Here is a 22,618-nt window from a genome sequence, read left to right on the forward strand (position 1 = left end):
AATGAGCTTGCATAAAAAAGTGGGCCGATTAATGATAGCTGGTTTTAAGGGTATTACAATGTCGGACGAGATAAAACACTTAATTCACGAATATCATATTGGTGGTGTCATACTATTTGGGCGAAACATTGGCACGCCACAGGAAATATTAGACCTGACCAAAAGCTTGCAAAAAGAAGCGAAGGCTGCCGGATATACTTCTCCATTATTAATTTGTATTGACCAAGAAAATGGAGTGGTCCGCAGACTTGGTGAAGGTACAACCATCATCCCAGGAGCCATGCTACTCGGGGCAACTCATAAGCCAAACCATGCGCGAAATGCTGGTTTTATGACCGGAAAAGAATTGAAAGCACTTGGCATCAACTGGAACTTGGCGCCAGTTGTTGATGTAAATAATAACCCGGAGAATCCAGTCATTGGCGTGCGTTCATTCGGTGAAAATGTGCAGGAAGTGACGACGATGGCGAAGAATTCCATGCTTGGGATGCAGGAAGCGGGAATTATGACGACTCTGAAACATTTTCCAGGTCATGGAGATACAAGTGTGGACTCCCATTTGGATCTACCCGTGATTGGACATGATTTGAAGAGGCTGCATGAGATTGAACTGGTGCCATTCAAGGACTGTATCGCAGCTGGAGCAGATGCCATTATGAGTGCTCATGTGTATTTCCCAGCGCTTGAAAAAGAGTCAAACACCCCTGCAACGTTATCTCGCTCGGTAATTTCGGGACTTCTTCGGAAAGAACTAGGTTTTGAAGGTGTCATCACTACGGATTGTATGGAAATGGATGCTATTGCAAAAGGTATTGGAACTGTCAATGGATGCGTCAAGGCGGTTGAAGCGGGTGTTGACTTAGTGATGGTATCTCATATCCATTCCTTGCAGGAAGAATCTATCTTAAAAATGGTGGAGGCAGTCCGAAATAATACGATAACAGAGCAACAAATCGATCAATCAATTAATCGAATTGAACGAATGATTTCCAACTACACATCCTGGGATGAGATTGAGAAAATACAAGAGGTTGCTAGCTTCGTGGGTTCACAGATACATCATGACCAAATGAAAACCATTTATAAGGATGGAATCACATTGGTTAGTAGGGAAGGTAAGTCGATTCAAGCGAATGACCGAGTTCTATTGATCTACCCGACAAACGTTTACGCAACTATGGTCGAGGATAAACGCTATGCAACACTAGAAATGGCCGAAAAACTAAAGAAAGTTCACTCACAAGTGGATGAAATTGAAGTGGATCCAACCCGTTATGAAGAAGTGTTGGAAAATGCTATTGACAAAGTGAATAACTACGACCATATCGTGGTGCTGACACTTAATGCAGTGCAGCATGGAAACCAGCAGAAGCTCGTTCATCAAATAATCGCTTCCGGGAAGCCAGTGGATGTGGTAGCGATTCGTTCGCCTTACGATGCCTCTTACTTTCCACAGGCGAATCGTATGATTTGTGCATTTGAGTTCACGCAAACGGCATTTGAAATAGTGGCAGAGTATCTCGTAGGAAGAACAGAAATTAATGGGAAATTGCCCGTTACATTATTCTAAATGATATTTTTTTTTAGAATATTAAAAAAGTATTGATATTTAATTTCGGAACAACTAAAATATGTGTAAGCGCTTTTATCGAAAGGAAGGATGCTCGTGAAGCCCATGCGTGTTTGTGGATTAATGTCAGGTACATCCCTTGATGGACTTGATATCGCCATTGCTGATTTCTCGTTTGTTTCTGACAAGCTAACGTATGAACTGAAGCATTTCGTGACAATGGACTACCCAGAAGAATTGACAGCTCAGCTATTCAAGCTGATGGATCCACTAGCTCCACTGAATCATGTATCTTCGATGAATATGTATTTAGGAGAACTGTATGCAAAGCTTATCAAAGATTCTTTAGTAGATTCAGAGATTGAATATGCGTCGATAGATTTGATCAGCTCGCATGGACAAACGATTTGGCACGAGCCAATCGCTGCAAGCAAGCGAGAATTTGCAAGGGCCAATACCATGCAAATTGGCGATATTTCAGCCTTGGCTGAATATGCGGGTAAGCCGGTCATTGGTGATTTCCGAACACGAGATATGGCAGCTGGAGGGCAAGGAGCTCCGCTCGTACCATTTGCAGACCAGCTTCTTTTTCAATCGAGTACAAATGGGCGAGTGCTCGTTAATATTGGAGGAATTGCCAATATTACAGTGTTAGCACCCACTCCAAATGGCAAAGAAGTACTTGCATATGATACCGGACCGGGAAACATGATAATCGATTCCTTTGTATCCAAGTTTACCGGTGGTAAGCAGAGCTACGATTCTAACGGAGAACTAGCTAAATCAGGTAATATCCATTTGGAATGGTTGAACCAACTTATGGAGAATGATTACTTTTCATTACCTGCACCAAAAAGTACAGGAAGAGAGTTGTTTGGTGCTGCATATGCTGAAAAGCTATGGAACCAAGGAGATGAATATGGTTGCTCAGCAGAAGATAAAATTGCTACGGTCACTATGTTAACCGCTAAATCATTAGGTCTTGAGATTGAGCAATACATTAAGTCTCATGATTTGAAGGAAGTAATCATCAGCGGTGGAGGTGTCCATAACAAGACGCTCTTATCCTATTTAACTGACATGCTTCCAGATCAGGTCAAAGTGAAAGCACTAGATGAAATTGGTTTCAACAGTGATGCGAAAGAGGCTTTTGTATTTGCATTACTTGGTTATTTAGGGTTTCAAAAAGTTCCAAATAATTTACCCTCCACAACAGGAGCAAAAAGACAAACAATTTTGGGGAAAATTGCTTGGTAAAATCGACGATTGGGGGAAATGGAAAATGAAGAAAGTGTTTAAAAAGTCAGCACTTGCACTTGCAACTCTAGGGTTGGCAGCATCAGTTTTGGCAGCATGTAATGGTGATTCTGAAGAGGTCGGCAATGCGGAAGAGTTCAAGGGGAAAATCACGATTTGGGATGGTCCAAGATGGCCAGACAAAGACGACAATAAATTCCACTGGCTAGAAGCGAAGATCAAGGAATACGAAGAGGCTAATGAAGGTGTTGAAGTGGACCTTGTTCAAGTTCCTTGGGCAGAAATGGGCGACAAACTAGGGGTAGCGATTGCTGGTAAATCATGGCCGGATATTGCTCCAGTTGATATTAGTGGTAGTGCAGTTAGTATAGATCATATCGAACAAGGGGTAGTGGAACCATTAGATGCGTTCTTGGATAAGGATGAAAAAGCAGATTTTTATGAAAATGCTTTGGATGCTTACACATATGATGATAAGTTATACGGAATTCCAAATAGTATCACGTTGCACTCGATGTTATTGAACTTAGACTTATTTGAAGAAGCAGGTGTGACACCTCCTGAAAATGGGAAGTGGACATATGATGAATTTTTAGAAGCTGCAAAAAAATTGACGTTTGACCGAGATGGTGACGGAAAGACAGACGTTTACGGTTTTTCTACGTATATCATGCCTGGTTATTATGAAGCTTGGCCATTCTTCTACAAAAATGGTGGATCACCACTGAACGAAGATATGACGGAGTTCACATTTGATTCACCAGAAGCTATTCAAGCAATCCAAGATTTGGCCGATTTAAAGCTGACTGAAAAAGTGGCACCTGAAACTCATGGTGGTGCAGATGTAGGTGGAACGTTCCAAGCATGGGCCAATGAAGAACAACGCACAGTAGCAATGCAACCATGGGCAACTTGGGCTATTGGAGCGGCACAGGGAGCATATCCTACTAACTTTGCTGTAGCAGAATATCCAACAGGAGAAAATGAAGCTTCATCTACAATCGGTGGTGTTGGTGGATGGATTATGTTCCACCAAGAAGAAGCGAATAAAAAAGCAGCAGTAGCTGACTTTATGAAATTTATATCAACGGCAGAAGAACAGTACAATATGGCGCAAAATTATGGTATTTTCCCTGCACGTATCAGTGCATCTGAAATGGATCCATTCAAAGATAATCCAGAAATGACACGTGCAATGGAAATGTCTGATCAAGTCGTTATGCTTCCTCGTCATCCAGAGTGGAAAAAAATTGATGAAGCAATTCAAGCACAACTTCAATTAGTATTCAATGGTGAAAAAACAGCTGAAGATGCAATGGCAGATGCGAAAAAAGCTGTGGACGAATTATTAAAATAACCAACATTAAGCAGGCTCTGCATTACGCAAGCCTGCTTCATTTTTAGGAGGTTTCCCAAAATGGCTCAAATTCCGATGGGTACTGTACCCAAAAAAGAAACGGAGAAATTAAAGGTTATAAAAAAACCGAATAAAGGCGTTTTTCAACAAATGAAGAAAAATTATAGCGCCTACCTCTTTTTATTGCCAAAACTAATTTTATTCACACTATTCATTGCGATTCCAGTGATTTGGGCATTTGTCCTTTCATTTCAGGATCACAAAGTGTTTGGTAGTGAGTTTGCAGGTCTAGATAACTACATAAAAGTTTTTGAGAGTGAAGCTTTCAGGATTGCTTTGAAAAATACGTTATTGTTCACGGTTGTAACAGTACCATTTGGTGTGATTAGTGCACTCGTAATTTCCTCTATGATTTTTGCACTAGGGAAATTTTCACAAAGTCTATTCAGGTCGGCATTTTATTTGCCGACTGTTACTTCCATGGTAATCATCGCGATGGTATGGCGTTGGATGTACAACTATGAATTTGGATTGTTCAACTATGTTCTTGGCTGGTTTGGTATTGAGCAGATCAATTGGCTTGGACAATCAGGAAGTGCACTTTGGGCATTAATCATCATGCAATGTCTAATCCCGTTCGGTGTAGGAATTATCATGTATCTTGCTTCCATGGGATCGATATCTCAATCACTTTACGAAGCAGCTCGCATTGATGGAGCAAGTACCTTCAAGCAATGGCTTCACATTACTATTCCATTATTAAAACCTACGACGCTATATCTTGTTTTGCTAAGTACGATTGGTTCATTTCAGGTTTTCACTCAGATCATTATGATGACTGGTGGTGGACCGGGAAGTGCAACGGAAACATTGGTTCATTTAATTTACAAGACAGGTTTCCGAGATTTCGAATTTGGACTTGCTGCGGCTCAATCTGTCGTACTATTTGTTATCATCCTCATCTTCTCGATTATCCAGTTCCGGGTACTTCGACATGATGAGTGATTGGAGGATCGATAATTATGATAAAACACAAAAGTAGATTGAACAAACTAATTATTTTTGTTTTACTTTCCGTATTTGCAGTGGTTTCTTTACTTCCACTGTATTGGGTTTTCTCCACTTCTCTCCAGCTAAGCAGTTATCAATCAGAGGATATGGAACGTCCTGTTTCATATGTGGATGCTAATCCACCCAAAATGTATCCAATGGGAATACCTCTCTATTTTGAGCATTGGGGAGAGGCAAGAGAAGCAGCGAAAGAGGGGGACTCTAAACAAGAGGCTTACCACCGTGGGATGATGAATCATATTGTTGATAATACATTTTCTAGCTACAAAAGCTTATTTCAAAAACATGATGTTGGAAAATGGTTTTTCAATAGTGTATATATTTCAGTCTTCGTTACACTCGGTATTTTACTGATCGATTCAATGGCGGGCTATGTACTGGCAAAGAAGAAATTCCCAGGACGAAATCTGATCTTCTGGATTATTATTTCAACGATGATGATCCCAGGGCAAGTAACACTTGTTCCTTTGTTCATTATGGTTGGGAACTTAGGTTTAATGGATACTCATTGGGCTTTGATTTTGCCTGATTTATCTATGGTATTTGGAGTGTTCTTGATGAGACAGTTCATGTTCTCCATTCCGGATGAGCTGCTAGAAGCAGCCAAAATGGACGGTGCAAGTGAATGGAAGACGTTTTGGACAGTGGTTCTACCCCTTGCCAAACCAGGACTTGCAGCACTTGGAATCTTTACATTCATGAGTGTATGGAACTCTTTCCTATGGCCAATCATCGTCTTAAATAGCGCAGAATTGTACACGTTACCGGTAGGATTAAAAACTTTGCAGGACGCAAATCTAGCAAGCTTCAAACTATTGATGAGTGGTGCTGCAGTTGCTGCTATTCCAATGATTATCGTATTTATCCTATTCCAACGTTACTTCATTAAAGGTTTGACTTTTGGTGGTGTGAAGGAATAATGATGCGCAAAGTGAAGCTTGGTATCGACGTTTTCATGGAACATCATGTGCAGGAACTTAAAGGTAAACGTATTGGACTACTGACCAATCAAACGGGAGCAAATGCAGATCTCGTCTCGACAATACGATTATTTCATGAGCATCCACAGATCCAACTTACAGCACTCTATGCACCGGAGCATGGCCTAAAGACAAACACTAAGGAAGGCGAAAGGTTTTCAGACACTGTTCATAGTATGACAGGGGTACCTGTGTTTAGCTTATATGGAAAATCGAAAAAACCAACCGATGCCATGCTAGAACCTGTTGACGCAATAGTCTTTGATATGCAAGATATTGGCTCACGTTATTATACGTATATTTACACGATGGCTTATATGATGGAAGCCTGTGCACGTACAGGTAAGAAAATGTATATTCTCGATCGTCCGAATCCAATCGGTGGACATATCGTGGAAGGGAACTTGGTCGATGCAAATTTCACTTCTTTTGTAGGAATGTACCCAATCCCAAATCGCCACGGCATGACAGTAGGGGAATTGTCACTTTATTTTAATGAAGTGTTTGCTATTCATTGTGATATGAAGGTTATACAGATGGTAGGTTGGAAAAGAGACTCATTTTTCCATGAGACAGGATTGCCTTGGATACCACCGTCTCCAAACACTACGAGTTTGGACATGATGCTGCTGTATCCAGGTACTTGTTTAATAGAAGGAACGAACTTATCGGAAGGACGTGGAACGACACAGCCCTTCGAAATAGTAGGTGCTCCGTTTATACAAGGAGAACAATTGCAGGAAGAAGTCAATTCGATGGATCTAGGAAACGTTCGAGCACGGGCAATTTCTTTCACACCTTCATACCAGAAATTCACAGGAGAACCTTGTGAAGGTATCCAGCTTCATATTACCGACCGACATTCATTCCAACCAGTCCAAACTTTTGTGCGGATTTTGGCAGTCATTGCAAAATTGTATCCCAAGGATTTGGAGTTTCTGGAATATGGCAGTTTAAAGCATCCTATGTTTGATCTGCTTGCTGGAAACAGCCAGCTTAGGAATGTATTGATGACAGGGGAGATAGAGGATTTTCTTCATCAATGTCATCTCGACGCAAGCAACTTTATAAAAATGAGGCAACCATACTTACTATATAGATAGGAAGGCTGAGCGATGGAAAAGTTATCAAGGTTAGCAACAGAAGAATCAAATCCAAAGTCAATAAGACTTGATGAAATGACCACAAATGAAGTGTTGAATATTATGAATGAGGAAGACCAAACCATTGCGCTGGCGGTTCAAAAAGTGATTCCACAAATTGAACAGACAGTAGAAAAAGTCGTAAATGCTTTTAAAAGTGGAGGGCGACTTATATATGTAGGGGCCGGGACGAGTGGACGCATCGGTGTTTTGGATGCAGTAGAATGTCCGCCAACGTTCAGTACTTCGCATGAGCAGGTGCAAGCGGTTTTAGCAGGTGGAAAAGGAGCTATGTTCAACGCAGTAGAAGGCGCTGAAGACGATGAGCAGCTTGGTGCAACTGATTTGGAGAAGCTAGTTATTAAAAAGAATGACGTCATTATCGGTATTGCAGCAAGTGGTCGTACGCCATATGTGAAAGGTGCACTCATCCATGCCAATTCTTGCGGTGCAACAACAGTCAGCCTTTCCAGTAATGAGCACTCCACCATAAGCAACTTTGCACATATTAAAATTGAGATTGTGACAGGTCCGGAGGTATTAACTGGTTCTACAAGATTGCGTGCAGCAACCGCCCATAAAATGATTCTTAACATGATTTCTACTACTGCGATGATTAAAATCGGAAAAGTATATAAAAACTTGATGGTAGATCTGAATGCTAGTAATTTTAAATTGCGAGAACGTGCGAAACAAATGGTATGTAATATTACGGATGTAACATACGAACAAGCTGAATCAGTGTTGGAAGAAACCGATTATGATGTAAAACTTGCTATCGTCATGATAATTGCCGAGGTCAAAAAAGAAAAAGCAGAGACACTGATTATAAATTCAAAAGGTTTTGTAAGAGAAGCAGTGAAACTAGCTTTTAATGAAGGGTGATGGACAATGTATCGCACATTTAAAAATGGGGATGAAGTAGGAATAATTGAGTTGTGGAATGCCGTACTAAAACATGATCCAATCAATCAAACACGATTCCGTAAACAAATTATGCTCGATGCCAACTTCGATCCGAAGGGGTTAGTTGTTGCAGTCCGTGACGAAAAGATAATAGGCGCCATCTTAGCCATTACTAGGAAGCTTCCTATGGAAGGAACGAATCTGGAATCCGATACAGGCTGGATCACCTTCTTTATGGTAGATTCAGGTTTAGAAAGAGAAGGCATAGGTCATGAGTTAATAGAACGGGCTTCCGCTTATATCCAAGAGCAAGGTGCTAAAAAAATATTCTTTTCTTCCTATGCACCAAACTATTTTTTACCGGGTATTGATGAATCACGTTATCCTTCGGGTTTTGCTTTTTTACAAAAGGAAGGCTTCCGACGAGTGTATTCACCTGTAGCAATGCATCGTGCATTAATCGATTATGTGTATCCTGACATTGTTCAAGCACTGAAACAAGAACGCGAAGTGGAAGGCTATACCTTTGGAAAAGTTCAGGATGGAGACTTTTATGAGTTAATCCAGTTTGCTAATACTCATTTCAATCCTGATTGGGGCAGGGCAATCCGTGAAGGAGTATTGCAGGGGCTTGATCCATCGCAAATTTTGGTAGCAAAGAAGTATGATCAAGTAGTAGGATTTGCACTTTTCGGAGGTTATGAAGGTATTCGTGAACGTTTTGGACCTTTCGGGGTGGCTAATACTGAACAAGGAAAAGGATTGGGGAAAATCCTGTTACATGAAACGCTCCATGCCATGAAGCAAAATAGCATACAAGGTGCTTGGTTTTTATGGACAAGTGAAACAAGTTCAGCTGGGCATTTATATTTGAAAAACGACTTTAAAACTTTTCGAACATTCCACGTAATGGTAAAAGAGTTGACAAATTAAGATGTGCTTTAGATGATAGGATAGATTAGTAAGCAAGTGAAGAAGGGTTGATGGACATGGCAGTATCAAATGGTGGTTTAGTATTGTTAAACGAAATGAGGCACATGCTTCCCCCGTCGGAGCAAAAGATTGCAGATTTTATATTGGCCGATCCCGAGCAAATTGTCACGATGACTATTTCGGAGCTAGGTGAAATGAGTCAAACTAGTGGAGCAGCAGTTACAAGACTATGCAAATCTTTAAAGCTCAAGGGATTCCAAGAATTGAAACTCCGTATCAATGGAGATATTGGACGTAAAACGGAACTTACGAACCGTGATATTCAGCCAAACGAACCCGTTTCGACAACCATTCAAAAAGTGACGGAGCACGCTGTGCAAACCTTGCTAGAAACGGGGGAATTATTGGATAGCGAGCAGCTTGAAAAGGCTGTTGAAGCCATTGTCAATGCAAAGAATATTCACTTTTTTGGTGTAGGGGCCTCTAGTATAGCCGCAATCGATGCACAACAAAAGTTCTTGCGTATTCATAAAGCATCCACTGCAAGCACGGATTTACATATGGGTGCAACTATTGTAGCGAATGCTGGCACCCACGATGTTGTTGTCGGAATTTCCTTTTCGGGTGCTACCTTTGAGGTCGAGAAAATCTTGGAGCTTGCAAATGAAAAAGGAGCTACAACAATCAGTCTGACGAAGTTTGGACAATCTCCCATTTCACAAATTTCGAAAATCCAGCTACATACTTCCCCAACACGTGAGGCAAACTTTCGAAGTGGTGCGACATCGTCAAGATTAGCACAGCTACACGTTATGGATATTCTGTTCATGTCGGTTGCTTCTAGACAATTTGAAGTAACAATCACCTATTTGGACGCTACACGAGAAGCAATTGAAGATATTCAAAATCAAACCTTTCGGAAAAAGAGGAAATAAGGCTGGACTTAAGATGAATTCTAGAATTACATAGTTATTTTCTTTATTGATAAAAAACAAACGTCCACAGGATTTTCTCTAGGAGCGTTTGTTTTTTTTGTGTTACTCACCCTTGATAAATAGCAAAAGTACACCAATAGTTGCTCAGAATTGAAGAGCTTTCAACTTAGGAAACTCTATTCAAAAGAAGGAATTCTATAATATTTTATAGAATTGTAAAGTAGTTATCTGCAAAAAAAAAGATACCGAAAAGATGGTAATGAATAATAGTCAATTGAAATTTGTATGTTAGTGAAAAGGAGCTGTTGAGGTTGGTAGATTATAAAGTAAAAACATATGAAGAAGCGATAAAAGTAATTGAGGAGCTGGGATTACTTCCTCTTGCTTCCTTAATACCTGATTATCCTTCGTTGAATAGCTTAACTTTACAAGAAAATTGGCATTCTGATACAGAATTTGACCCTTGGTTATGGAGGACTAAGTTTTCTTCTGACGGTGTCGCTGGATATGGGAAATTTATTAAGAAAAAATCAATACTAGTATCTCGGGAGCTGCTCCCATACGTAAAAAAGGTTTTGGGATCCAATGAATTAATAGAAGAACGTTATTTTAGTGGAAGTATTTCACGGGAAGCAAATAGTATATACAAGATTATTAGTCAAGAGGAAGGGATAGATACGAGGGCATTAAGGGCAAGAGCAGGGCTGAAGGAGAAAGAGAAAAAGAAGATATTTGAAAATGCATTACTAGATTTGCAGGGATCAATGGATATTGTCATTTCAGGTATACAGGAAAAAAAGAATATAGATGGAGAAAAGAATGGTTGGAGTAGTACTGCATTTGAGACGTATGATTCTTGGACAAGCAGAAATAAAATAGCAAATATTGACTCGAGTAGAGAAGATGCAAAAAAATATCTCATAGCTCACTTTTCGAATGTATGTAGTAAGGAATCTTTAACTAAATTCGAGAAAATCTTTGGATAGTAATAATGTAATTAGAGTACCCCTTCTAAAAAGAAAGAGTACTCTAAAAGTGATGTTATTTTATAAACGCCACAGCGCGAACAGGTGAAGCTGTGGCATTTTTTAGGTTGAGTGGCAATGCCATGAAAGTGAAGCGTTCATTTAAAGGTAGCTGATGTAAATTAACTAAGTTTTCTACTATATAAATAGGGACACTTAATAGTTTTAGATGTACTTCGCGCATCATATTGTCGTGAACATCGATATTTGCCAGATCTAATCCAATACATTTTACTTGTTTTTCTACGAGCCAGTCACCAGCACTAGGTGCGAAGGCATGTTCTTCATAAAACGATCCTTCTCCCCATGAAAGCTTACGAGTGCGAGTGAGGACAATATCATTAGGCTGAACAGTAATACCTTGGCGTTTTTCAGCTGCCTCCAACATTTCCCATGTTACAGCTTGAAAAGGATCTTTAAAATCGGATACATCTAATAGTACAGCATCCCCGTGTGTTTTAGATAGATCCATTTCAGAAGTAGATTCACCATCCCGCATAAAATGAAGTGGGGCATCGATATGTGTACCACTATGATCGGACATTTTTAGCATGCGAGACTCAAAACCTTCACAGGGAGCTACATAGCGTTGACCGGAATTTTCAAAAGTAGATTCCTCGGCAATAGCAATTGGTGGGTGTGATGTATATGAGCGAAGTCCATCATAAATTTCTAAAGATAAATCAATAAGTTTCATGTAAATTCCTCCTTACATTTTAATAACGACTTTACCTGTCGCTTTATTTAACGCACTTTCAAAGCCATCTAAACATTCCTTAAATGGCACTGTTTCTGCAATTAGTTTTTGGAAAGGGTAGCGGGCATCTGCTGCAAGCGATAATACGGCTTCATAATTTGATTGTGTAATGCCATAGCTTCCTTTTATACTAATTTCCCCACGAACGATTTGATCCATCGGAACAGAAAAACTGGCAGGATTAATGCCGACTAAGATGAGTTCGCCACCTCGTTTTAAAAGGCGAAGTGCTGTATTTGGAATAGTCGGATGACCAGAGCAGTCAATAATAGCGTCAAAACCTTTGAACTGTTCATGTGGTATATCCTCTGCATTTTCATAAACCTGCGAAATACCAATTTCTTTAGCAAGCTGAAGACGATCTTTATCAACAGCAGTGCCTAACATCATCACTTGTGAATTACCCGACCCGACTAAGATAGCTGCTGCACCTAAGCCAATCGGTCCTGGACCAACTACTAGGATCGACTTTTTCGGAAAGTTTTCTATTTTCAGCACAGCGGTATAACTAACGGCTAGCGCCTCTGAGATTGCAGCAACCTCATCGGTTACTTCATCCGGGATAGGGAGTAAATTTTTATTGTCCACAACCATGTATTCCGCCATTCCGCCTGGTTCGCGAAAGCCATAACGTAATGCTTCCGTTGGTGTTTTAAAATATTTATAATCATCGAAATCACAGCGATTACTTTCACCTGCAAGACAGAACTCACATACGCCACAGCTTTTATACGGGTTTATAACCATGCGCTGTGGAGGGATTTCACCTTCAGCCACTGCAATGACTTTACCAGTCACCTCATGTCCTAACACAAGAGGATAGTTTACCCAATCATAGCCTCCATGTCCATCATACATATGTAAATCACTGCCACATATGCCCACAGCGTTTACTTTCAATAAGCTTTGATGGGGTTCTAAAGCAGGCATTTCGTATGTTTCAAATTTTATATCCTTTTGAGCTGCTGTATTTTTCACTAGTGCTTTGTAATGCATTTATTTACCCACCTCTTCATCCTGAGCTGACACAGCTCTAATAATATTTAATAGAACATCATCTTTAACGGACAAATATTGCTGTGTGTCGGTTTTGGACCAATCATAAAAACCTTCATTAGTCTTCATGCCAAATCGATTGTCATCTATTAGTTGTTTATGAATTGATAATGGTTCAATACTATTTTCAAGAGTAGGATAAACGTATTCCACAATGGCCATATGCGTATCAAGCCCATTAATATCTCGCTGTTCTAGAGGACCCGTGTTGGCTAAGCGAATTCCCAAACTCCATTTAGCAATGAAATCAAGTTCTTCTGGTGAGACAATACCATTTTGAACTAGTGACATTGCCTCTCGCGAAAGTGCGCTTTGGAGACGGTTTGCCACAAACCCTTGAATTTCTTTTTTAAGTAGTACGGGTTTTTTATCAATGGATTGTAGAAAGGTCATTGTTTTTTGAATATGCTGAGCATCCGTGAAAGCACTTGGCACAACTTCTACTAATGGAGTGATATGTGCTGGTGAAAAGAAATGCGTGCCAATCACACGTTCCTTATTCTTAACCTTTTCTGCAATAGAACTAATTAGAAAGCTAGATGTATTTGTACAAAAGGTAGTAGAACTAGGAAAGTAATCTTCTATGCTTTCGAATAACTGTTGCTTTGCTTGTAAGTTTTCCGTAATTGCCTCGATAATAAAATCTACTTCTTTACATTCCTCTATTGTTTCTATAAAGTGTACTTCCTGAAAAGCTTCATCTGTCATTAATTCCTGACGACGGGCTATAAAACCTTCATATAGCGATACCTTGATATGAGCTTTCAAAAAGTATTGAGCTAGTGATGCTCCCATAAACCCGCCACCAATTATGCATACATGTCGCATGAGTTTACATCTCCTTAATCATTAAAAATTGCCTGGATACCTACCACGTAAATGCAGACAGTTCGAGTATCCTTGAGTACTTCATCTGTTGCACCCAATTGAATCGCGTTCGTTTTATGAATATCAATGCCTTTTGGATATTGATCGCAAATGTTAATTGCGTATAAAAGTAATTCCTTTAAGTAACGAGAGACAGCTCCATCACGAAGGGAGGTAGTACGTAAATTGCTATACTTTAATAGTGTATCTGGTGCATAATCTACTAAATACGCTATCCACTTTGGAAGCTGTTCAAATTCTGACTGATAGTAGCTTACACACTCTTCTTGAGTTGAAAAAGCAGATATATTCTGTGGTTCTTTTGTAGATTCAGCTTTCCCTGTTAGTTCAATTGCTTTGGAAATAGCCTCAATACCCGATAACCAAGTGGGGATTCCACGAGAAATGATGGCAGCAGAAATTAGTTCGGCAATTTCATTGACCGTATTACCAGCCTTAATAGCCACTTCTGTAAAGTGAAGCATTGCCTGTTCCTCGCGACGAGCAGCAAATAAACCTACTAATAGTAATGACTTGTCTTTTTTAGATAGATGAGAATCCTTAAGTAAAGAGTGCATAACGAAACCTCCATTTATATGAAAAGAGCCTATGTTATGAAAACAAAGGCTCGATTCTTTTTAGCCTAGGTAAGACCAAGCTAGTGTAGCAACGATATAAACAATTCCAACATAGAACATAATCATTACTAAGAAGCCCATAATGTCTTTTAGTTTTAAGCGAGATAGTGCTAGTGCTGGTAAAATCCAGAATGGTTGTACTAAATCATTCCAGGCATTCCCAAGCATAACAGACATTGAAGTCTCTCCAAGTGAAGTTCCCAATGCTTTTGCTGCATCAATCATGAAAGGACCTTGTACTGCCCAGTGACCACCTGCAGATGGTGCAAAGAAGTTAATGAAGAAAGAACTAACCAAGCCCCAGAACGGTAGTGAATGCTGAGTTGAGATATCAACGAATACTTGTGAAATTGTATCTACTAGTCCAGACGCTGCCATGATTGCCATAATACCAGCATAGAACGGGAATTGTAGAATAATACCGGATACGGTTTTGATACCATCTGATAAATGCTCTGTATATTTTGCAGGAGTACCAAGTAAAATAATTCCTAGGAATAAGACGATAAAGTTAAGAATATTTAGGTCAAGTGATTTACCGTTAGCAAAGTGAATTATTACATAAATAAGACCTAAGGCACCAATCAAATAAGAAAGGATGCGACTATTATTTAATTTGTTAGCAAATGTATTTTCTTCTAATACGTTTACTTTTAACTTTTTCGTATCTGAGTGTAAAGTAGGATCTATTTCTTTAACGTTTTTTGCGTCCTTAGGATGTAGCATAGCATTGAATAATGGTAATGTGATTAATAAGAAAATAGTTGTAAGAATCATTGGTAAGCTAAAAATAGTTTCAGATAAAGCGATAAGCCCCATATTCTCTTCTAAGAAATGTCCAGGTGTTGAGATTAAAATTGGAATAGAAGCAGAGAGACCTAATCCATAAAATGTGAAACCAGAGTATGCTGCAGCGATAATTAATGGATAATGTACACCTTTAACTTTTACAGCTAATTTTTTGGCGATAATTCCACCGATTACTAGTCCGAATCCCCAGTTCAAGTAACTCCCGATTCCACCAACTAAAGTAGCGACTATAATTGCTGTCTTAGGTGTATGTACCATGCTAGCAATTTTATTCAAAAAGCGATCTGTAATTGGTGCTGTTGCTAGTACATAACCCATTGCTAGAATTACAGCCATTTGTGTAGTGAAAGCTAAAAGGTCCCAAAAGCCGTCACCCCATGATGTTGTTAAATTGAGGAATGAAATATCCTCAATAATAAGCGCTAAAATAAATGTTAATATCGTTAAACCAATCGCAAATACGAATGGATCTGGCAAATACTTTCTCATAATAGATGTAAAGAAATTCGTTAATCTTTCCATATAAAATCCCCCTAAAATTGTTTAATAGGCAACAATTACTCCCATATAAATTTTTTGTAACTTGAAATATTAAATCTTATTTGTATAACAATGCCTATTTTTCAGAACAACTATGCTAAAATGTATCTAGTTTAAATTAACGGAGGTCCTATTTATGCAACAATTAAATACGTTATTAGTGACTGCATACGCAAAAGCACCACAAGGTACAGCCATGTACGAAACATATAAGCACGCTGGTATTGTGCTTGAAATCGATAAACTAACACATAAAATAGTAGATGCCGAATTTACGTTCATAACAGAGTTAGCACAAAATTTCTTTAAACGCATGTTAATAGATTTTGACTTTACGACGGATATCAATATTTTAATCGAGCGTATTGAAGAGCATTATATGGCCCCTTCGAGTGGTGCTGTAATAGTCGCTTTAAAATCCGCACAGAAAAGATATTTAGAAAAAATAGCTAAATAAGTTTACTAAAATTGTCCTTGATATTAAAGCGTTTACATTTGTCTGTAAAAGAAAATTCTCTCAGGAGAATTTTCTTTTTTTATTTTGCTTGGCAATTTTCAACAATTGTTGTTATGCCAAGTCCACCGGCGATACATAGTGTAACTAACCCATAACGCTTGCCTGTGCGCTCTAATTCATGGATAAGCTTTGTCATTAAAATAGCTCCAGTTGCACCAATGGGATGTCCCATTGCAATAGCGCCACCGTTAGGATTTACTTTGCTTTGATCTAAGCCTAGTTCTTCGATAACGGCCAGTGATTGGGAAGCGAAGGCTTCATTTAGTTCAATCACATCGATGTCTTCAATAGAAAGTCCAGCTTGTTTTAATGCTTTTCGTGTTGCTGGAACAGGTCCGATACCCATAATAGATGGATCTACACCAGCCGCCGACTGGGCGATGATTTTAACCTTTGGCTGAAGACCTAGCTCTTCGGCTTTTTCTTTGGACATTACTAGAAGGGCAGCAGCTCCGTCATTACGACCACTAGCGTTAGCGGCAGTTACAGATCCACCCTCGCGGAAAACAGGTTTTAAAGTAGCCAGCTTTTCTACAGGTGTTAATCGTGGATGCTCATCAACCTTAAATATTTCAGTTGTTTTACGTGTTTTAATCTCATACGGGACAATTTGCTTTTCAAAGAAGCCTTTTTTTATAGCATTAGCAGTACGTTCTTGGCTTTGATAGGCAAATGCATCCTGCGCTTCACGGGAAATGGAGTACTTCTCAGCTAAATTTTCAGCTGTTTCGCCCATTGTTTTTAGCCCGTAGGATTCTGGTTGAGAGCCGGGCTGACTTTCGGTATTTGGATCTAATATTTGGCTATTTCCTACATTTAACCCGTACCTGGCATTACGGATATAGTAAGGTGCTGTACTCATAGATTCTGTACCACCGGCAATAATAACGTCGCTTAATCCAAGCGCAATCTGTTGTGCAGCATTATTAATGGATTGTAAGCCAGAACCACATTGACGATGCACCGTGTATCCGGGCACTTCAAGCGGGATATCCGCACGTAATGAAGCAAGGCGAGCAACATTAGACTGATCAGCACTTTGTTTGGCTTGACCTAAAATAACTTCATCGACTTCTTTAGGGTCAATTTGCGTGCGAGCGAGTAATTCTTTTATAACAGCAGCACCCAAGTAGTCAGCTGTCTGAGTCATTAGTGAGCCGCCAAGCTTTCCAATTGCAGTACGAACGCCTTCTACAATTACTACTTCCTTCATGGTTATTCCTCCTTATTTCAAGCTATTTACAAATGTAGCTTCCGTATTGGCTTCTACAGTTTCTAAATCAGCACCAGGCATTAATTCAACTAAATGTAATTGACCATCGATGTATTTAAAAACTGCTAACTCCGTAATAATGACGTCCACACTACGGGTAGAGGTAATAGGATAAATACATTCCTTCAAAATTTTACTTTTTCCATCTTTAGATGTATGAGTGGTTGTTACAATAACTTTGCGAGCACCAACAAGTAAGTCCATTGCACCGCCGACACCGATAATGTTTTTTCCAGGAACAGCCCAGTTGGCAATACGAGCATGTTCATCTACTTGTAGAACTCCTAGAATTGCTACATCCACGTGGCCGCCACGAATCATTGCAAAGGATGCAGCGCTATCAAAGTAAGAGGCACCAATAGCTTCCCCAACTGCAAACTTGCCTGCATTGACGATATTTGGATCAATATCTTCCTCGGTAACATCCTCGACACCAAGCATCCCATTTTCCGTGTGTAAGTACACATGGTTTTGTTCTACATAGTTAGCCACAAGTGTTGGAATTCCAATACCTAAGTTAACGATTTGTCCTTGCTCTAATTCCCTGGCAGCACGCAGGGCAATAGCCTCTTGAATTGGATTAGCCATGTTCGATGACACCTTCCTTTGTCAAAATCTTTTTCGCTAGGATAACGCGGTCAACGAACAGGTGGGGGGTAGCGATTTCATCACTTTTTAGTTCACCAGCTTCTACTATTTCTTCCACTTCAACAATCACTGTTTTAGCAGCTGTTGCCATGAGAGGGTTAAAGTTGCGCGCCGTTTTGTAATACACAAGATTGCCTAACGTATCTGCTTTATAAGCACGAATAATCGCTACATCTGCCTGTAATGCTTCTTCAAGAACGTATTCCTCGCCTTTAAACATTTTGGTTTCTTTACCTTTAGCTAAATTAGTCCCAAAAGAAGTTTTTGTATAATACCCAGCAATTCCAGAGCCGCCAGCTCGAATAGATTCTGCCAATGTGCCCTGTGGCAATAACTCAATCTCGATTTCTCCACGCTGGAAGGCATCGCCTACGTCCCGATTTCCTGTGAAGTAAGAGCCTATCGCTTTTTTTACTTTCTTTTGTTCTAGTAATTTTCCTAAGCCTTTACCTTGCTCACCAAGGTTATTACTAATAATCGTTAAGTCTTTAACATCAAGTTCTACTAACGTATCAATTAGTGTGAGCGGCCCGCCTACTAGACCAAAGCCACCAACCATGATTGTCTGCCCACTTTGAACACATTCTAATGCCTCTTCGGCTGAGTCATACATTTTCAATTTTTTCACTCCATTATTTTTGAATAAGTGCGTCACTGATTTCGAACCAAGAGGGGATACCCGCTGTTAATAGACAAATGTATCCAAGCTCTGCTAGTCGAGGCTCATCTACGCCTTTTTCACGAGCTTTTTTTGCCCAGTAATCTGTTTCTGTATTTTTTAACACAGTCGTGTAAATGCCAGCCATTAAAATATATTTCATTTGTTCATCCACTACGTTTGATGCTAGTAATTTATTTTTTAAAGCGTTTTCATCTCCGGATACCAAAAGAGAAAGAATCTGCTCGTAGTAAACTTTACTAGCATCAGTTGAAGCAAATTTTGCGTAATACCGAACAATATCAGTAGCTGTTGCATCATGTGAAATCTTCTCTGCTTGTGTACTAGTTAACTCAAGTGCATATTCAAAGGATTGAAGCCCAATTTGTAATGCTTTCTCTCCACCGTAGTTATAAGATACAAGCAAATACTCAGCCAATTCTTCAAGTGTAGCACCACCATCTATTGCACCTTTTGTGTGATAAACCATACTTCTCGCATAAGTTCGAGCGGAGTTAATACCAACTAGTAAAATATCCTTTTCTTTTACCGAAAGTACCCCTTCTGCCATTGCTGCTCCACGTAATGCAGTATAATGATCTAGCATAGATGGGTTATAATCATGCATTTTTTGAACCCATCCTGGTACGACATCGTAAACCTTTTTAAAGTAATCTAATCCAGTTGACATATTATTTACGCTCCTTTTTAAATAAATAAAAAGGCCACATTACACTCATGAACACGGTTAGTGGTGTCCTTTGAGAGTAATGAGGCCAACAGACAAGTGGGGAAAACAAAGAAAGGTCATTTCTCTGTAGCCACCTGATAGGCTTATATTTTTGATTATCTAATTATTCACATAAGATCCGAAAAATTTCAACCCTTTTTTATAATTTTTTTACAAAATCCTTTATTGTCGGGTTTATATCGCTACGTTCCTCGAAAACAAGTGTATAGTGATTACTATCTGTTGTGATTTTATGAATATTTTTTGCGTATTGCTGTGTTTCAATATACGATTCGGCTAAAAACAACGCTGGCATAGCACCTATTCCACCAGTTGAATGAACTAGTAATACTGGACATTCTACCCCAGCAAACACTTCGGCTGGCTTGTAATCATAGAAACTTTGGAAATCTTGACGAATTTTTGTTTCATCCGATTTATTCTCCCAATGACCATCTACTTCAGCTATTTCGTAGCGACCAACGCTTTCCATATGCTCATCCCAGACTACTCCAAGATTACTATAGATTCTCTTGATTTCCTCCAAATAGGACTCTGCAGTTTCATAACGTTTGCTAATACGACCAAGAGAAGGCTCCACTATTTGTCGTTGATGATCCGTACAAGTTGCAGCACCATCAAGTAAAATAACACCTTTCACGTCACCCCGTTTGCTAGCAACATTTGCCATAATGAACCCACCCATTGAGTAGCCCATTAATATTGGATTTTGTATATTTAATGCATCGATTAAGCTGATAATATCCTTTGTATGCTGCTCAATACCTGTATTTTCAGTAGCCGCGGAGCTATTTCCACGCCCTCTTAAATCGACCGATATAAATCGATAATCACCCTTGAGTAACTCGGCGTAGTAATGTAGCTGTTTATTATTTCCTGTTAAGCCGTGAACACCTATGATTACACCCTTTGTTCCTTCATAGTCAGCGTAAGCTAAAGTACCACCATTAACTTCAATTGAACGATATTCCATATGTATCCTCCTTTATGTACAAAGTATAGAGTAATTTGTACACCTTCTTTTTAGAAATGTCAAAATAATTATTTTAAATATGAAATTAATTTCGTGCTCCAAATTAGCAAATTCATCGCTTTTCTTAGTTGTTTGAACTATAAATAATTTCCATCGTTTCACTAATTTTATTAGCGTTTTCTTGTAATAGTGAGAGGAATTTCTTTATAGTACTTTTATGATGTTTTATTCAGATGTTCGTATATATATTTAGGTATATAGATATATGGTTTGTAGAAGTGGGACATTCATAAAAATAAGTTGAAATTATTATATGAAAAAAGCAATTCTTAACCATATTATTTGGCCAAGTTTGGTCCAGAACGTATTTCAAACTGCGAAGCACTGTACTGGAAATTGTATCGCATTGAAGACTTGTAAAGCCGGTGGAGTGGAAGCAGCAGGATTTTTGGGGGATGATGTTATGATGATCGAGTCTAGTTAAAAAAAGCTATTTGTGCGCAGCTATAGGCAACTATTTCAGAATAGAATTTGGTGCAGAGTTTACGGGCCTTTATTATTCAAGGATGATATTACGATGAATGAAATGAAATATAAAAAGTTAGAAGTGATGATTCCTTTTTGCGAAAAAGAAATTCCATTATGCGAGAATGTGAAGGTATGGTCAGTTAGTATTTAACTTGAACAAATAATATTATCCTTTAAATTAGAAGTGGCTGGGACAGAAGTAGAAATTTTATTGGATAAGGAGAAATCTTTGCTAAATAATGGATATTTAATGAAATTGATTGAAATGGAGGGGCGTCACGCCCGTGGAAAGCGTCACTGGAATGGAAATCAATTTTGTGCACAGCAAAAAAACAGCATTTTTCTCACAGAGAAAAATGCTGTTTTTGGGTTCTGTCCCAGCCTCTTAGCATTATTATAAGTAATTTTTCATCCATTCTTGGAAATTAGCGATAACTGTATCTAAAAATTCAATTGTCGCTTGGTCCGTTAATTCGCCATTATCATTAAATTTTGTATGTGCAGCTCCAACGTATACTTCATTCATTGGTAGTAATGGTGAGTTTAAACCACTTGCAAATAGAATATCACGTAAGTGCATTTGTGCTTTTACAGTTCCCATAGCACCCATAGAAGCTCCCATAATCATAGATGGTTTTCCGTTCATTACTTTATCTACACGGCTCATCCAGTCAATAGCGTTACCTAATACACCCGGAATTGTAGAATTATACTCTGGTGTTACCCAAAGAACAGCGTCTGCTGCTTTCACTTTTGCTTTGAAGTCTAATACTTCCTGTGGTGCATCTAACTCGATATCTTGGTTATACATTGGAATTGATTTTAAGTCTAAAATTTCTAGTTCAAACTTATCGGTATAGCGTGTTTGTATATGTTTTGCTAGTTGTAAATTTAATGATTCTTTACGGATACTTCCTACGATTGCTACTACTTTCATGATGTGTTCCCTCCAAAGTTCTATTAAATAGAAATTTTTTTTGATTTCCACTGTAAGTGTGACTCCAGGTTTTTAACGATGACACGATACATTTCTTACACTGCGCGTAATTTGAGAAGCTGATTATCATATTGTGCCATGTCTTTACCTCAGTCCTTTGTTAGTATAGAAGGTTACTAAAAGTAAGTCAAAGTATTTGGCTCGAGCTTTTCTATTTAAGTACTAAAGAAAATAAAAAAAGAATCGGTAGCGGCTATTTTGAACAGAATCTTATACCTTTCGTTTTATGAAAGTGCTGGAATACGAACAGTTACAGTGATGCTTTTTCCTATTCCTAATATTACCGGTATGGAGACAACTCTTTTTGGTAGCTTCTTTTTATGAGACAAAAAATTATTTTCTATATCGAAAAAAGATATTTCCATATAAACCCTCGTATATAAAATTTTTTTAGATACACATTAGAACAGTCAATAAAATTAGATTTAG

The 22,618-nt window shown here is 38.9% G+C and carries 24 protein-coding genes; 13 read left to right on the top strand and 11 right to left on the bottom strand.

Going from position 1 to position 22,618, the window contains the following annotated elements; all coding sequences use genetic code 11:
* Window position 1: 1 nt before the first annotated feature.
* The 10 genes from nagZ to MKY37_RS13765 all read left to right on the top strand — a co-directional run bounded on the left by nagZ (window position 2) and on the right by MKY37_RS13765 (window position 11,137).
* Window positions 2–1,570 carry a beta-N-acetylhexosaminidase gene (gene nagZ / locus MKY37_RS13720; protein WP_340777957.1) on the top strand — a complete coding sequence of 523 codons (1,569 nt, stop codon included), beginning with the start codon at window positions 2–4 and terminating at the stop codon, window positions 1,568–1,570.
* 105 nt (window positions 1,571–1,675) lie between these two features.
* The gene (locus MKY37_RS13725; RefSeq protein ID WP_340779930.1) at window positions 1,676–2,827 is read left to right on the top strand and encodes an anhydro-N-acetylmuramic acid kinase; all 1,152 of its coding nucleotides are present in this window, start codon (window positions 1,676–1,678) and stop codon (window positions 2,825–2,827) included.
* A gap of 25 nt (window positions 2,828–2,852) precedes the next feature.
* Window positions 2,853–4,184, top strand: coding sequence for an extracellular solute-binding protein (locus MKY37_RS13730; protein ID WP_340777958.1), 1,332 nt, complete (start codon window positions 2,853–2,855; stop codon window positions 4,182–4,184).
* A 60-nt stretch (window positions 4,185–4,244) separates the two neighbouring features.
* A complete protein-coding gene (locus tag MKY37_RS13735; RefSeq protein ID WP_340777959.1) occupies window positions 4,245–5,189 on the top strand; it encodes a carbohydrate ABC transporter permease in 945 nt (314 codons plus the stop codon).
* A 17-nt stretch (window positions 5,190–5,206) separates the two neighbouring features.
* Window positions 5,207–6,175 carry a carbohydrate ABC transporter permease gene (locus tag MKY37_RS13740; protein WP_340777960.1) on the top strand — a complete coding sequence of 323 codons (969 nt, stop codon included), beginning with the start codon at window positions 5,207–5,209 and terminating at the stop codon, window positions 6,173–6,175.
* 2 nt (window positions 6,176–6,177) lie between these two features.
* Window positions 6,178–7,338: an exo-beta-N-acetylmuramidase NamZ family protein gene (locus MKY37_RS13745; RefSeq protein ID WP_340777961.1), complete on the top strand. Its 1,161-nt coding sequence runs from the start codon at window positions 6,178–6,180 to the stop codon at window positions 7,336–7,338.
* A 12-nt stretch (window positions 7,339–7,350) separates the two neighbouring features.
* Window positions 7,351–8,262 carry an N-acetylmuramic acid 6-phosphate etherase gene (gene murQ / locus MKY37_RS13750; protein ID WP_340777962.1) on the top strand — a complete coding sequence of 304 codons (912 nt, stop codon included), beginning with the start codon at window positions 7,351–7,353 and terminating at the stop codon, window positions 8,260–8,262.
* Window positions 8,263–8,268: 6 nt separating this feature from the next.
* On the top strand, window positions 8,269–9,216 hold the full coding sequence (locus MKY37_RS13755) for a GNAT family N-acetyltransferase (protein WP_340777963.1): 948 nt from the start codon (window positions 8,269–8,271) through the stop codon (window positions 9,214–9,216).
* A gap of 56 nt (window positions 9,217–9,272) precedes the next feature.
* Window positions 9,273–10,151: a MurR/RpiR family transcriptional regulator gene (locus MKY37_RS13760; protein WP_340777964.1), complete on the top strand. Its 879-nt coding sequence runs from the start codon at window positions 9,273–9,275 to the stop codon at window positions 10,149–10,151.
* Between the two features lie 311 nt (window positions 10,152–10,462).
* On the top strand, window positions 10,463–11,137 hold the full coding sequence (locus MKY37_RS13765) for an AlkZ-related protein (protein WP_340777965.1): 675 nt from the start codon (window positions 10,463–10,465) through the stop codon (window positions 11,135–11,137).
* 55 nt (window positions 11,138–11,192) lie between these two features.
* Here MKY37_RS13765 and MKY37_RS13770 read toward each other — a convergent pair whose 3' ends face one another.
* From MKY37_RS13770 to MKY37_RS13790, 5 genes are read right to left on the bottom strand one after another with little or no spacing between them, the layout of a single operon-like run.
* A complete protein-coding gene (locus tag MKY37_RS13770; protein ID WP_340777966.1) occupies window positions 11,193–11,873 on the bottom strand; it encodes a cyclase family protein in 681 nt (226 codons plus the stop codon).
* A 12-nt stretch (window positions 11,874–11,885) separates the two neighbouring features.
* On the bottom strand, window positions 11,886–12,929 hold the full coding sequence (locus MKY37_RS13775) for a zinc-dependent alcohol dehydrogenase (RefSeq protein ID WP_340777968.1): 1,044 nt from the start codon (window positions 12,927–12,929) through the stop codon (window positions 11,886–11,888).
* On the bottom strand, window positions 12,930–13,817 hold the full coding sequence (locus tag MKY37_RS13780) for a 3-hydroxyacyl-CoA dehydrogenase NAD-binding domain-containing protein (protein ID WP_340777969.1): 888 nt from the start codon (window positions 13,815–13,817) through the stop codon (window positions 12,930–12,932).
* Window positions 13,818–13,831: 14 nt separating this feature from the next.
* The gene (locus tag MKY37_RS13785) at window positions 13,832–14,434 is read right to left on the bottom strand and encodes a carboxymuconolactone decarboxylase family protein (protein ID WP_340777973.1); all 603 of its coding nucleotides are present in this window, start codon (window positions 14,432–14,434) and stop codon (window positions 13,832–13,834) included.
* 60 nt (window positions 14,435–14,494) lie between these two features.
* Complete coding sequence (locus MKY37_RS13790; protein ID WP_340777975.1) at window positions 14,495–15,826, bottom strand: short-chain fatty acid transporter; 1,332 nt, start codon at window positions 15,824–15,826, stop codon at window positions 14,495–14,497.
* A gap of 154 nt (window positions 15,827–15,980) precedes the next feature.
* On the opposite strand from MKY37_RS13790, the gene MKY37_RS13795 reads away from it, so the two are divergent.
* Window positions 15,981–16,301, top strand: coding sequence for a DUF3870 domain-containing protein (locus MKY37_RS13795; RefSeq protein WP_340777976.1), 321 nt, complete (start codon window positions 15,981–15,983; stop codon window positions 16,299–16,301).
* Window positions 16,302–16,380: 79 nt separating this feature from the next.
* On the opposite strand, the gene MKY37_RS13800 is transcribed toward MKY37_RS13795, so the two are convergent.
* The 5 genes from MKY37_RS13800 to MKY37_RS13820 all read right to left on the bottom strand — a co-directional run bounded on the left by MKY37_RS13800 (window position 16,381) and on the right by MKY37_RS13820 (window position 20,664).
* A complete protein-coding gene (locus MKY37_RS13800; RefSeq protein WP_340777978.1) occupies window positions 16,381–17,574 on the bottom strand; it encodes a thiolase family protein in 1,194 nt (397 codons plus the stop codon).
* Window positions 17,575–17,586: 12 nt separating this feature from the next.
* Window positions 17,587–18,222, bottom strand: a complete 636-nt coding sequence (locus MKY37_RS13805) for a 3-oxoacid CoA-transferase subunit B (protein WP_340777981.1) — start codon at window positions 18,220–18,222, stop codon at window positions 17,587–17,589.
* Window positions 18,215–18,895 carry a CoA transferase subunit A gene (locus MKY37_RS13810; protein WP_340779932.1) on the bottom strand — a complete coding sequence of 227 codons (681 nt, stop codon included), beginning with the start codon at window positions 18,893–18,895 and terminating at the stop codon, window positions 18,215–18,217. Before MKY37_RS13810 ends, MKY37_RS13805 begins: the two co-directional genes overlap by 8 nt.
* 19 nt (window positions 18,896–18,914) lie before the next feature.
* The gene (locus MKY37_RS13815) at window positions 18,915–19,631 is read right to left on the bottom strand and encodes a carboxymuconolactone decarboxylase family protein (RefSeq protein ID WP_340777984.1); all 717 of its coding nucleotides are present in this window, start codon (window positions 19,629–19,631) and stop codon (window positions 18,915–18,917) included.
* Window positions 19,632–19,830: 199 nt separating this feature from the next.
* Window positions 19,831–20,664 carry an alpha/beta fold hydrolase gene (locus MKY37_RS13820; RefSeq protein ID WP_340777985.1) on the bottom strand — a complete coding sequence of 278 codons (834 nt, stop codon included), beginning with the start codon at window positions 20,662–20,664 and terminating at the stop codon, window positions 19,831–19,833.
* 352 nt (window positions 20,665–21,016) lie between these two features.
* On the opposite strand from MKY37_RS13820, the gene MKY37_RS13825 reads away from it, so the two are divergent.
* Both MKY37_RS13825 and MKY37_RS13830 read left to right on the top strand, forming a co-directional pair.
* A complete protein-coding gene (locus MKY37_RS13825) occupies window positions 21,017–21,148 on the top strand; it encodes a hypothetical protein (RefSeq protein ID WP_340777987.1) in 132 nt (43 codons plus the stop codon).
* 228 nt (window positions 21,149–21,376) lie between these two features.
* Window positions 21,377–21,592, top strand: a complete 216-nt coding sequence (locus MKY37_RS13830) for a hypothetical protein (protein ID WP_340777989.1) — start codon at window positions 21,377–21,379, stop codon at window positions 21,590–21,592.
* On the opposite strand, the gene MKY37_RS13835 is transcribed toward MKY37_RS13830, so the two are convergent.
* Entirely contained in the window at window positions 21,587–22,129 is a 543-nt protein-coding gene (locus MKY37_RS13835) for an NADPH-dependent FMN reductase (RefSeq protein ID WP_340777990.1), read from the bottom strand. The genes MKY37_RS13830 and MKY37_RS13835 overlap by 6 nt on opposite strands.
* Between the last annotated feature and the right edge of the window lie 489 nt (window positions 22,130–22,618).

This window comes from Psychrobacillus sp. FSL K6-2836 (assembly GCF_038003085.1).
GTDB lineage: Bacteria > Bacillota > Bacilli > Bacillales_A > Planococcaceae > Psychrobacillus.